General features: G+C 68.5%; 13 protein-coding genes and 1 pseudogene. 12 read left to right on the forward strand and 2 right to left on the reverse strand.

Going from position 1 to position 12,115, the window contains the following annotated elements; translation table 11 throughout:
• The first annotated feature begins 240 nt into the window (after positions 1–240).
• The 4 genes from VFF46_RS23095 to VFF46_RS23110 are packed head-to-tail and all read left to right on the forward strand — an operon-like array spanning position 241 to position 2,244.
• Positions 241–588, forward strand: a complete 348-nt coding sequence (locus VFF46_RS23095; protein ID WP_325039278.1) for a metalloregulator ArsR/SmtB family transcription factor — start codon at positions 241–243, stop codon at positions 586–588.
• On the forward strand, positions 585–1,058 hold the full coding sequence (locus VFF46_RS23100; RefSeq protein WP_325039279.1) for an SRPBCC domain-containing protein: 474 nt from the start codon (positions 585–587) through the stop codon (positions 1,056–1,058). The genes VFF46_RS23095 and VFF46_RS23100 overlap by 4 nt, the downstream gene beginning before the upstream one ends.
• Positions 1,055–1,654, forward strand: a complete 600-nt coding sequence (locus VFF46_RS23105) for a dihydrofolate reductase family protein (RefSeq protein WP_325039280.1) — start codon at positions 1,055–1,057, stop codon at positions 1,652–1,654. Before VFF46_RS23100 ends, VFF46_RS23105 begins: the two co-directional genes overlap by 4 nt.
• A 2-nt stretch (positions 1,655–1,656) precedes the next feature.
• Positions 1,657–2,244: a dihydrofolate reductase family protein gene (locus tag VFF46_RS23110; protein ID WP_325039281.1), complete on the forward strand. Its 588-nt coding sequence runs from the start codon at positions 1,657–1,659 to the stop codon at positions 2,242–2,244.
• Between the two features lie 8 nt (positions 2,245–2,252).
• Here VFF46_RS23110 and VFF46_RS23115 read toward each other — a convergent pair whose 3' ends face one another.
• Entirely contained in the window at positions 2,253–3,683 is a 1,431-nt protein-coding gene (locus VFF46_RS23115) for a serine hydrolase (RefSeq protein WP_325039282.1), read from the reverse strand.
• A 60-nt stretch (positions 3,684–3,743) separates the two neighbouring features.
• On the reverse strand, positions 3,744–4,514 hold the full coding sequence (locus VFF46_RS23120; RefSeq protein WP_325039283.1) for an aminoacyl-tRNA hydrolase: 771 nt from the start codon (positions 4,512–4,514) through the stop codon (positions 3,744–3,746).
• Between the two features lie 140 nt (positions 4,515–4,654).
• Between VFF46_RS23120 and VFF46_RS23125 the strand changes: the two genes are divergently transcribed.
• The 8 genes and pseudogenes from VFF46_RS23125 to VFF46_RS23160 form a co-directional block, all read left to right on the forward strand.
• The gene (locus VFF46_RS23125; RefSeq protein WP_325039284.1) at positions 4,655–5,446 is read left to right on the forward strand and encodes a thymidylate synthase; all 792 of its coding nucleotides are present in this window, start codon (positions 4,655–4,657) and stop codon (positions 5,444–5,446) included.
• Positions 5,443–5,898, forward strand: a complete 456-nt coding sequence (locus VFF46_RS23130) for a dihydrofolate reductase (protein WP_325039285.1) — start codon at positions 5,443–5,445, stop codon at positions 5,896–5,898. The genes VFF46_RS23125 and VFF46_RS23130 overlap by 4 nt, the downstream gene beginning before the upstream one ends.
• A 98-nt stretch (positions 5,899–5,996) precedes the next feature.
• Positions 5,997–7,256, forward strand: a complete 1,260-nt coding sequence (locus VFF46_RS23135; RefSeq protein WP_325039286.1) for a toxic anion resistance protein — start codon at positions 5,997–5,999, stop codon at positions 7,254–7,256.
• 25 nt (positions 7,257–7,281) lie between these two features.
• Positions 7,282–7,890 (forward strand): hypothetical protein, encoded by a 609-nt coding sequence (locus VFF46_RS23140; RefSeq protein WP_325039287.1) that lies wholly within the window; start codon positions 7,282–7,284, stop codon positions 7,888–7,890.
• On the forward strand, positions 7,887–9,263 hold the full coding sequence (locus tag VFF46_RS23145) for an AAA family ATPase (RefSeq protein ID WP_325039288.1): 1,377 nt from the start codon (positions 7,887–7,889) through the stop codon (positions 9,261–9,263). Before VFF46_RS23140 ends, VFF46_RS23145 begins: the two co-directional genes overlap by 4 nt.
• Positions 9,260–10,588 (forward strand): hypothetical protein, encoded by a 1,329-nt coding sequence (locus tag VFF46_RS23150; RefSeq protein ID WP_325039289.1) that lies wholly within the window; start codon positions 9,260–9,262, stop codon positions 10,586–10,588. Before VFF46_RS23145 ends, VFF46_RS23150 begins: the two co-directional genes overlap by 4 nt.
• Positions 10,585–11,553 (forward strand): glutamate ABC transporter substrate-binding protein, encoded by a 969-nt coding sequence (locus tag VFF46_RS23155; RefSeq protein ID WP_325039290.1) that lies wholly within the window; start codon positions 10,585–10,587, stop codon positions 11,551–11,553. The genes VFF46_RS23150 and VFF46_RS23155 overlap by 4 nt, the downstream gene beginning before the upstream one ends.
• 4 nt (positions 11,554–11,557) lie before the next feature.
• Positions 11,558–12,115: pseudogene (locus tag VFF46_RS23160) on the forward strand (hypothetical protein); the annotation flags it as partial.

The following is a 12,115-nucleotide window of genomic DNA, read 5'->3' on the forward strand; positions in this document are numbered from 1 at the left end:
CCGGCCCGCATCGCGCGCTCCACCTGGCTGTCCTCCAGCCGGTCGGCGAGCCGGCGTAACGCGACCACGGCCGCCAGTCCGGCCGCCGGGTCCTCGGGATCCACCAACTCCGTCATATAAGCAACCTAGGTTGACAACCAAACGTTGTCAACCAGAGTTGCTAAAACCGACCGGTTGACGCCGGCTGCCACCCATGCCTATATTCAACACATCGGTTGATCAATGGATTGGTTGATAAAGATGGCGGTTGACGAGGATCAGCTCGATCGGTCGTTCGCGGCGTTGGCCGACCCGGTCCGGCGGGCGATGATCGCGCGGCTGTCCCGCGGTCCGGCCACCGTGAACGAGCTGGCCGAACCGTTCCCGATCACCAAGCAGGCGGTGTCGCGGCACATCCAGGTGCTCGAGGCCGCCGGGCTGATCACCAGGACCAGGGACGGCCAGCGCCGCCCGTGCCACCTCGTACCGGCCGCCCTCGAGGCGCTGACGAGCTGGATCGACGAGTACCGGCTCGAGACCGAACGCCGCTTCCGCCGGATGGAAGCACTACTGCACAGCACCCAGGAGAAAGAGGAGAAAGAGTCATGAGCGGCACCACGATCAACACTCCCGCGGGCACCCCGTTCGTCGAGATCACCCGGGACTTCGACGGCACCCCGGCACAGCTGTTCCGGATCATGACCGACCGCGACCTGGTCGCCCAGTGGCTCGGCCCGCGCGACCTCGAGGCGACGGTCGAGGAGTACGACGTACGCCCGGGCGGCAAGTACCGCTACGTGCACCGCGACGCTAACGGTGAGTACGCGTTCCGCGGCGTCTTCCACGCCGTCGAGCAGGACAAGCTGGTCATCCAGACCTTCGAGTGGGAAGGCGCGCCGGGCGAGGTCTGCCTGGAGAAGATGACCCTGCAGCCGACCGAGAAGGGCGTCCGGCTGCACCAGCAGTCGGTGTTCCCGTCGGTCGAGGCCCGCGACCAGTCGATCGAGTACGGCATGGAGAACGGCATCCACGACTCGATGGACCGGCTCGCCGAGCTGCTCGCGAAGGCCGCGTCATGAGCCAGGTGATCGTCGACATCTCGATGTCGCTCGACGGGTACGTCACCGGGCCCAACGCCGGCGTCGGCAACGGGCTCGGTGACGGCGGCGAGGCGGTGCACGACTGGGTCTTCCACGGCAACGACGCGGACCAGGCGGTGCTCGACGCCGCGTTCACCGCGACCGGCGCGGTCATCCAGGGCCGGAACCTCTTCGACGTGATCGACGCGCCGGACGGATGGAGCGACGAGATGGGGTACGGCGCGCAGCCGTCGGGCGAGGTCAACCCGCCGATCTTCGTCGTCACGCACAACCCGCCCGAACGAACCCGGCTCGGGGACCGGTTCCGCTTCGTGGACAGTCCGGCGGCAGCGGTCGCCCAGGCGCGGGAAGTTGCCGGCGGCAAGGACGTTGTGGTGATGGGCGGCGGCCAGATCTGCCACGCAGTACTCGCGGAGGGGCTGGCCGACGTACTGCGGCTGCACGTGGCGTCCGTCGTACTCGGCGACGGGACTCCGCTTTTCCCGGCGGAGCCGTCGGCCGGGTGCGGGCTGGAGCTGATCGAGGCCGTGTCGACCCCGGCGGCGCAGCACCTGACGTACCGGGTGGTGAAGTAGCCGTGGGCAACGTCATCGCTACCGCGGCGGTGTCACTGGACGGGTTCGTCGCGGACCCTGACGACCAGGTCGGGCCGTTGTTCGACTGGTACAACAACGGCCCGGTCGAGGTGTACGGGACGGACCCGGGCCGGGCGTTCCACCTCGGCGCGGCGAGTGCGGAGTACATCCGCTCGACGTGGCCGAAGGTACGCGCCTGCATCATCGGACGGCACCTGTTCGACATCACGAACGGGTGGAACGGCGTACCGGCGAACGGCGACCACGTCTTCGTCGTCACCCACGAGCCACCCACCGACTGGCCGTTCCCGGACGCGCCGTTCACGTTCGTCAACGGCGTCGACGAAGCCGTCGCCCAGGCGAAGGCGTACGCCGGCGACGCCGACATCAGCATCACCGGCGGCAACCTCACCGGCCAGGCACTGGCGGCCGGCCTGGTCGACGAGCTCTCCTACAACCTCGTCCCCGCCCTGCTGGGCACCGGCATCAGGTTCTTCGGCGACTACGTCGGCCCGGAGGTCCTCCTCGACAACCCACGCGTCATCGAAGGCAACCGCGTCACCCACCTGCACTACCGCGTCATCCGGTAGCAATCAGCTCACGAGCGGTCTGGGCGTGTGATCAGGCCCGACCGCAACTGGTGGAGCAGGTTCGGCCCGACCAGGGGCACGATGTTCCAGCTGGCGGTCGCCCGGCTCTTGTCGACGGCGATGCGTACCCGGCTGGGACTCGTAATGACGAACAGGTCGGCGAGGAACACGTCGCCGTCCCAACCGCCGACCGCCACGACCGGCCGTCCGAGCGGCGCGCTCTCCTGCCACTGTCCGTTGCCAACGGCGATGTCGAGGGCTGCGCCTTCTGTGGTGATCCGCAGTGACCAACCTCGGGGCCTGGGCTCGATCGTGATCGAAGAGCCTGGCGGCAGGGCGGACCCCTCGGTCCAGGCGTCGACGACTCCACCGGCGGAGGTTTGCGGCCGATGCTCACCAGTGGTCATCGGGAGGGCCAAACGTCCGAGACGATCGGCGAGCACGAGATCGTCTTCCGGCGATCCGTGCTGGTTCAAGCTCGGCAGAAGACAATCCCAGACCGCATCGAGCAGGCCCTGCATCCTCGGGGTCGCCGCGGTGATCGCTACCACGACGTCCACATCGGGCAGGACCAGACACAGCTGGCCCATGGCACCGTCTCCCCGGTATCCGTACCGCGATCGCCAGAAGTGGTACCCATAGCCCTCCAGCCAGTCCGGCGCCCGGGAATTGTCCTCGAACTGAAGGGTCTCCACGTGTTGCCGACTGGCCAACTCCACCCACTGCTGCGACACCAGTTGCCGGTCTCGCCAACGCCCGCCTTGTAGTAACAACTGACCGACGGCGGCCACTGCTTCGGTGGTGAGGTACAGGCCGTGGAAGCCGAAGGTGAGCCCGTTGCCAACGCGATCCCACTCCGCGCCCGATATGCCCATCGGACGGAACAACCGTTGGGCCAGGAACTCCGGCAGACCCTGGCCGGTGACCCGCTCGACCATTCGGGCCAGGACGAAGCTGGTCGGATTGCTGTACGCGTGGCGCGACCCGACCTGCATGTCGGGGGCAATCCGCAGGAAGCCGCGCACCAGGTCCTGTGGCTCAAGTGTCCACGCCGCCTCCAGAACATCCTCGGAGTGACCGGTCGACATACTCAACAGATGGTGGACGGTGAGTTCCTTGACCCGGGCCGGCACCGACTCGGGCGCGTGATCGGCGAGAACGTCGACTACGCGGTCCTCCAGGTTCATTCGCCCGTCGTCGACAGCGATGCCGACCGCGAGTGAGACGAACGACTTCGTCAACGAGTACAGCTGATGCGGCCGATCGGCCGAGTACGGCGCCCACCAACCCTCCGCGACGACCTGTCCGTGCCGCACGACCATCAGCGAGTGACACTCGATCGTTTCTTCCTCGAGCCGGTCGAGCAGCGCCGACACGCCTGCGGCATGTATGCCGGCGGTGGACGGCGACGCGCGTGGGAGGAGCGGCAGCTGGCTCATGGAATCAGACTGCCGCAGTGCGGAGGCGACAGGCCAAAGCTTTACTCGCTCAGCCGTCGGCTACCGCTTGAGCTGAGGGTGATCGGCGATCACGGTCTTGGAGCCGGGGGCGATCTCGGTGAAGCCGGCGTCCTGGACCACGGGGAGGTCGGTCTTGAGGAGTTCGGTCCAGTGGGCGGGGGTGGCGGTGCGGACGGCGAGGGCGAAGTCGGTTGCCTGCCACTCTTTGCGGGCGCTGTCGGGGAGGGCCCACCAGGCCAACTGGGCGGCGTGACCGCATTGCGCCATCGCCTTGCCGCTGGACATCTCCAGCGCCGGGTTGATCCACAGGACGGGCACGCCGGGTTTGAGCGGCGGGAGCTCCGCGGTGTCCTCGAAGTCGGTGCCACTGACTTGCAGCTTGAACAGCTCCGGCGGTACGTCGTCCACTCCCGTCGGCGGAAACACCCGCACCTCGGCCGGCACACCCCGGCCCGGGCGGTCCCCCACGCCCGGCTCCGCGACCCCTCCGGCGCCCGCGGCCTCGCCTGCGCCCGTGGCCTCTCCTGCGCCCGTGGCCGGTTCCGCGGACCCTCCTGCGCCCGTGCCGGTGACGGTGATGCCGGGGAGGGCCTCGGCGCGGCGCCATTCGATGCCGCGCGCGCGTTTGGTGATCTTGCGGATGCGGTGGTCCTGCCAGGCGGTCATCGCCCCGGCCCACTCGCCCTCGCCGTACGAACGCTCGTCGGCCAGGATCGCCAGCACCGCCCGCGCCGCCGTCTCCAACGCGTCCGTCTGGGACGGTCGCGCGTTCTTCTCCACCCGCACCACGAGCGTCAGCACCTGTTCCACGGACCCGAGTCTCTCAGCACCTGCGACCTCGCCGTCGCCGCCCCGATTCTCCGGAAACAATTCGTCAGATACTGCCGGTTTTGTTCCGGAAAGCGGCAGGCCTGGCCTGCGCCGTGGCGGTGTGGAGGTAGGTTGGCGGCATGCAGCAGTACCTGGATCTTCTGAGGCATGTGCTGGACAACGGGACCGAGAGGGGGGACCGGACCGGGACCGGCACGCTGAGTGTGTTCGGGTACCAGTCGCGGTACGACCTGCGCGCAGGTTTCCCGGCGGTGACGACGAAGAAGCTGCATTTGCGGTCGGTGATCGGCGAGCTGATCTGGTTCCTCAGCGGCTCCACGAACATCAAGTGGCTGCACGAGAACAACATCTCGATCTGGGACGAGTGGGCCGACGAGAACGGCGAGCTGGGCCCGGTGTACGGGTACCAGTGGCGGTCCTGGCCGACGCCCGACGGGCGGCACGTGGACCAGATCGCGAAGCTGATCGCGGCGATCAAGCAGAACCCGGACTCCCGGCGGCACATCGTCAGCGCGTGGAACGTCGCGGACGTCGACGACATGGCGCTGCCGCCGTGTCACACGATGTTCCAGTTCTACGTCGCGGACGGGCGGCTGTCCTGCCAGCTGTACCAGCGCTCGGCCGACATCTTCCTGGGCGTGCCGTTCAACATCGCGTCGTACGCGCTGCTCACCCACATGGTCGCGCAGCAGACCGGACTCGAGGTCGGCGACTTCGTGCACACGCTCGGCGACGCGCACCTGTACCTGAACCACCTGGACCAGGCCCGCCTGCAGCTCACCCGCGAGCCCCGCCCGCTGCCCACCCTGAAGCTCGCCAAGCGCGACTCGATCGACAGCTACGAGATCGCCGACGTCGAGCTGGTCGGCTACGACCCACACCCCGGCATCAAGGCCCCCATCGCGGTATGACGATCATCCTCATCGCGGCGGTCGGACGGAACGGTGTGATCGGGCGGGACAACGACCTGCCCTGGCGGATCCGTGAGGACCTGCAGCGCTTCAAACAGCTCACCCTCGGTCACACGCTGATCATGGGCCGCAAGACGTACGACTCGATCGGCCGCCCGCTCCCCGGCCGCCGTACCGTCGTCGTCACCCGGCAACCCGACTGGTCCGCGGACGGCGTCGACGTCGTCCACACCCTCGAGGACGCCTTGACGTACGACGGCACCCTGTACGTCGCCGGCGGCGGCGACATCTACCGCCAGGCCCTCCCGTACGCCGGCACCCTCGAACTCACCGAGGTCGCCCAATCCCCCGACGGCGACGTCACGTTCCCGAAGCTCGACCCCACCGCCTGGACCGAGACGGCCCGCGAGCCGCACGACGGCTTCGCGTTCGTCAGTTACCGCCGCAGCTAACACCGGGACCTGGAACCGACTAGATTGTGTGCGCGTCACGGAGGTGACAGGGCGCGGGCGCGGGGACGCCTCGCGGAGGCCACCGGAGGGGAACGACGATGACCGAAGCAGATAACACCGCAGGTGCGGCCGCGGCGCAGCCGGCTGCCGCGCCGTTGCAGCCGCCGACGGCTACCGCGCCGGGGCTGATACTGACCGCGCCGCCGCCGTCACAGCCGGTGGCCGAGACCGCCGCGCCGAGTATGGCGCCGGCCGTCGACCCGGCCGCGTTGCCGGGGCTGGACAGCAAGGTGGACGCGTTCCTGACCGGGTTGCTGGCAGCCGAGCCGCGGTCGCCGGAGTTCGCCACCAAGGCGAGTGACGTGCGCAGCATGGGCGACGTCGACATCCGGGCCGCCGCCGAGAGTTCGAACCGGCTGCTGCAGTCGCCGGTGAAGGCGTTGCAGAGCGGTGGCCTGTCGGAGGGTTCGACGGTCGGCAAGACGCTGCTCGAACTGCGCCGTACGGTCGAGGACCTGGACCCGAAGGAAGCCACCGGGCCGAAGAAGCTGCTCGGGATGATCCCGTTCGGGGACAAGATCGAGGACTACTTCCGCAAGTACCAGAGCGCGCAGAGCCACCTCGAGGGCATCCTGCACAGCCTGCGCAACGGCCAGGACGAGCTCGGCAAGGACAACGCCGCGCTGAACCTGGAGAAGCAGCAGCTCTGGGACGCGATGACCCGGCTGAACCAGTACGTGTACGTCGCCGAGCGCCTGGACGCGCGGCTGTCCGCGGCGATCGCCGAGCTGGACGCGACGAACCCGGAGAAGGCGAAGGCGTTCCGCGAGGACGTGCTGTTCTACGTCCGGCAGAAGCACCAGGACCTGCTCACCCAGCTGGCCGTGTCGATCCAGAACTACCTGGCCATCGACATCGTGATCAAGAACAACATCGAGCTGATCAAGGGCGTCGACCGGGCGTCGACCACCACGGTCTCGGCGCTGCGTACGGCGGTCATCGTCGCGCAGGCGCTCGGCAACCAGAAGCTCGTGCTGGACCAGATCACCGCGCTGAACAGCACCACCAGCGGGATGATCGAGCGCACGTCGCAGATGCTCAAGGACAACTCGGTGGCGATCCAGCAGCAGGCCGCGTCCGCGACCATCGGGCTGCCGCAGTTGCAGGCCGCGTTCGCGAACATCTACGCGACCATGGACGCGATCGACACGTTCAAGGGCGAGGCGCTCGACAACATGGCCGCCACGATCGGCACGCTGGAGAACGAGGTGACCAAGTCGCGTTCGTACCTGGACCGGGTCGCGCAGCAGAACCAGCAGGTCGTGCACGGCAGCCTCGACCTGAACCTCGGTCGCTGATCTACGTCTCACGTGGGGGAACTGCATGGCGCTCGGTGACTTCTTCGCGCGGCTGACCGGTCGCAAGGAGGAGCCCGAGCCTGCCCTGGTCCCGGCGCCGCCGACGAACGACGACCTGCTGGCGGCGCTGGTCCGGGTCGAGCAGTTGGTCGCGGGTGGCGCCGTACCGGCCGTGGTGGCGTCGCGGGTCGGACGGGTCGTTCGCGTCGTACGGGAGACGATCCCGCGGCTCGGGAACCTCGGCGGGAGTGCACAGGCGTACTCCGTGATGGCGACCTGCACGGACTACCTGCCGGACGCGATCGGCGGGTACCTGCGGCTGCCGCGGCAGTGGGCGGACACTCGGCCGGTCGACAGGGGCAAGACGTCGCTGATGATCCTGATCGACCAGTTGGACCTCTTGGCGGCGACGATGGACAAGGTGTTCGACGCGGTGAACCGGGCCGACGCGGCGGCACTGATCACGCACGGCCGGTTCCTGCAGGAGAAGTTCGGCACCGGCTCCACCGGCGGCGGCCTGGCGCTCGGCCCGATCGAGTCGACCCCACCACCGGATCTGGGACCGGCCGGACCGGCTGGACCGGCTGGACCGGCCGGACCGTTGGCACCACCACCTGGACGAGGAGGCTCATGAGCGGCACGGGGGGACTACCGGAGGCGCTGTCGTCGCTGCTGGCAGTTGCAGCTCGTGCTGGTGTCGCTGAGGAGCGGGCACGTACGGAGGCGCTCTCGCTCGCCGCTGCGCTGGCGGAGTCTGCTCCGGGCGCACCAGCCGACTGGGCTGCTGCAGTACCTGGTGGAACAACACAGGACTTCTTCGATGCGGCTGTGCGCGGTCGGCGCTGGCGGGGCGCGCCCACCGCCGTACTGACCGAGCTGATCACCACAGGCTCTCCAGAGAAGGCGGCGTACGCCGAAGCCCTCGCGGAGCTGGCGTCAGCGGCATGCACGCTGGGCGAACCGACCATGCGGGTCGTCGGGAACGCCTCGGTGGCAGCTGCTGCACAACTGCAAGCTGCAGGTGCACGTCCGGTGCAGGTCGGTACGACGCCACAGCCACAACCACAGGCACAACCTGTTGAGGAGAAGCCGGCTCCGGAACCCGAGAAGACCGTCGAAGAACTGCTGGGTGAGCTTGATGAGCTGACGGGGTTGGCTCGGGTCAAGCGGGAGGTGCATCGGCAGGTTGCGGTGTTGCGGGTGGAGAAGTTGCGGGCCGAGGCCGGGCTGAAGAACGCGACGATCACGCGGCACCTGGTGTTCGTGGGGAATCCGGGGACCGGGAAGACGACCGTCGCGCGGCTGGTGAGCGGGATCTACAAAGCGCTCGGGCTGCTGTCCAAGGGACAGCTGGTCGAGGTGGACCGGTCGGAGCTGGTCGCCGGTTATCTCGGGCAGACCGCGACGAAGACGGCCGAGGTGGTCGAGTCCGCGGCCGGTGGGGTGCTGTTCATCGACGAGGCCTACAGCCTGACCGCCGGCGACACGGGCGCCGACCAGTACGGGCGGGAAGCCGTCGACACGCTGGTGAAGGAGATGGAGGACCGGCGCGACGACCTGGTCGTGATCGTCGCCGGATACCCGGAGCCGATGCAGGCGTTCATCGCCGCGAACCCCGGGCTGGCCAGCAGGTTCCGGACCACGATCGAGTTCGAGAACTACAGCGACGAAGAGCTCACGGACATTCTCACCGGGCTCGCCGGCGCGGCCGACTACGAGTTGCTCCCGGAGGCGCTGGACGAGTTCCGGGAGATCCTCGCGGGTACGGCGCGGGACAGCTCGTTCGGCAACGGGCGGTTCGCCCGCAACGTACTGGAGGCCGCGATCGGCCGGCAGGCCTGGCGCCTGCGCGACGTGACGGCACCGACCAAGGACGAACTGCGTCAGATCCTCGCCGCCGACCTCACCGACGAGGACGACCCGGCGGAACCCGCCACGGACCCGACGGACCCGGCCGACGTACCGGGTGAGGTCGCGGAACGGAACGAGCAAGGAGAACAGGCGTGACACAGACGCAGAGTGCGCCGCCCGCGACCTGGTCGCCGGGCCCGCCGAACGGCCTGCCGCAGCAGGCGCCGGCCGCGCCCGTCCCCGGCAGGCGCGGGGCGATCGCCCGCTGGTTCGACGGTACGCCGGGCCGGATGCGCGCGTTCCTCCTGCTCGCCGCGGCGATGAGCGTGGTGTTCGGGCTCGCCGCCGCGCAGGGGTTCAGCCAGTCCGACGGCGCCCTCGGCCGCGCGCAGGCGAACGCGGCCCAGCTGGTCCGGATCCAGGCGATCCACACCAACCTGGTCAGCGCGAACGCCGACGCCACCAACGCCTTCCTGGTCGGCGGTCTCGAGCCACCGGGCCAGCGCCAGCACTTCGTCGACTCGCTGGCCGCGGCCGCCGGGCTGATCGCCGAGGCCGCGACCGCCCAGCCGGCCGACCGCGACGTACTCGGCGCGCTGAACAAGACCCTGATCACCTACGAAGGCCTGATCGAGCAGGCCCGTGCCAACAACCGCCAGGGCCTGCCGATCGGCTCGCAGTACCTCAAGGACGCGAATTCCGTACTCCAGAACGACTCACTGCCGCTGGTGAAGGCGCTGGTCCAGGCGAACGAGAAGCGCGTCGACAGCGAGTTCGACGGGATCAGCTACGGCACGATCTGGGTCCTCGTCGGTGGATTGCTGAGCCTGGTGGTCTTCGGTATCACGCTGCGCTGGCTGGCCCGCCGTACGCACCGCTACCTGAACGTCCCGATCGCCGTGGGCGCCGTCCTCGTACTGCTCACCACCGCGGTCGGCGGCATCGCGCTCGCCAGTGCGTCCAGCTCCGCGAAGAACACGCGGAACTCGGAGTACGAACGTACGCTGGCCCTGTCCCGGGCCCGGATCGCGGCGTACGACGCCCGCTCGAACGAGAGCCTGACGCTGATCGCCCGCGGCTCCGGCGACGACTTCGACAAGGCGTACAACACGTCCGCCACCGAGGTCGACAACCAGCTCAGCAAGCTCGGCAGCACCGGCACCGACCTGCAGAGCAAGTGGAGCAGCTACAAGACGATCCACGGCAAGGTGCGCGACCAGGACGCCAACAAGGGCAACTGGGACGGCGCCGTCGCGATGGCCGTCGGCAGCGACAAGACGAACAGCTCGGTCGACACGTTCGGCGCGTTCGACACCGCATCCAACCAGCAGCTCACCAAGACGAGTACGGCGGTGCAGTCCGAACTGAAGGACGCCCGCAACGGCCTCCCACCGATCGGCTGGCTCGGCGTACCGATCGGCATCGCGGCCGCACTGCTGGTCGCGTGGGGCATGTCGCAGCGCCTGGAGGAGTACCGATGAAAAAACTGATCCCCCTAGCCGCCGCCACCGCCCTCCTCCTGACAGCCTGCAGCTCCGGCAACTACGCAGCCACCCAGATCCCGGCCGAGCCGCAGCCCACCACCGCCGCACCCGCGCCGCCGGCAGCGCCGTGTGACAAAACCACCGAGCTGCAGTCGTACGCCCCCGACGACCCGCTGCCCGCGCCGATGCAGATGACGCCCCGCACGACCATGGCGAAGATCCAGGCCCGCGGCCGGCTGATCGCCGGAGTGTCCGCGGACAGCCTGCACCTCGGATCCCGGAACCCGATCAGCGGACAGATCGAGGGCTTCGACATCGACATGATCAACGCGGTCGCAGACGCGATCTTCGGCAAACCGGCGCCCGGCCAACCGCACAAGGTCGAGTTGCGGGTGATCTCCAGCCCACAACGCATCCCGGTGCTGCAGAACAACACGGTCGACATCGTCGCCCGGAACATGACGATCAACTGCGACCGTTGGAAGCAGATCGCGTTCTCGGCCGAGTACTACCGCTCCGGCCAGAAGACGCTCGTCCAGCTCGACTCCGCGGCCAAGGGACTGAAGGACCTGTCCGGCAAGACGATCTGCGCCCCGGCCGGCTCGACGAGCCTGGACAACCTCAAGAAGGCCAACCCGCAGATCAACCCCGTCACGGCCGACACGGACACTGGGTGCCTCGTGCTGTTCCAGCAGGGTAAAGCAGACGGCATCAGCGGCGACGACACGGTCCTTGCCGGCGACGCCGCGCAAGACCCGTACGCAAAGGTGCTCAACGAGCGGATCAGCAACGAGCCTTACGGTCTCGGCATCAACAAGAACAACGTGGACTTCGTGAGGTTTGTCAACGGTGTCCTCGCGCAGATGAAGGCGGGCCCTGAATGGATGGACTCGTACAACAAGTGGCTTGCTCCTGACCTGGGCCCGCTGAAGGCTCCGCCGACACCTGCCTACGGCCGGTGATCCGATGACGGTTCGTACGCCGACCGTTTCGGCTCCGCCGGCGCCCGGGAAGATGGGGAGCGGTGTTCCGGCGGCGGAGTTGCTCGGGTTTCTCGGGGCGCTCGGGGAGTGGCGGGATCGGCGGAAGGCCGAGCTGGACGAGTTGGACCAGGCTGCCCTGCACTCGCCGGACGGTGAAGCGCTGAGCTCCGACGTGGTGCTCAGTATGACGGTCTGGAAGGCGGTCTCGGACCGGTACGAGCTGATCCTGGTCACCTGGGACTCCGGTCGCGTCGGGCAGCAGGAGATCGAGCGGATCTCCTCGCTGATCTGGGGCGGGCTGGACGCCGGCGCGGCGGGCGGTTCGCTCGCAGTTTCGTTGCCCGAGGCATGCAAACTGTCCGACGCCCTGGCGTCCAGCCTGCGCGCGAAGCTGGCGCTCGACCCGGCCGACGCCGACCTGGCCGCACGCCTGCGAGAGCTGCGCGCCCAGGTGGAACGCATCAGCGACCTGGTCAAGCTGGAGCCGGCGAACGTACGCAACGACGCCCTCGCCAAGCACCACGACCTGGACCGCCGGCTG

Origin of the sequence: Kribbella sp. (assembly GCF_035655035.1) — a bacterium.
Classification (GTDB): domain Bacteria; phylum Actinomycetota; class Actinomycetes; order Propionibacteriales; family Kribbellaceae; genus Kribbella.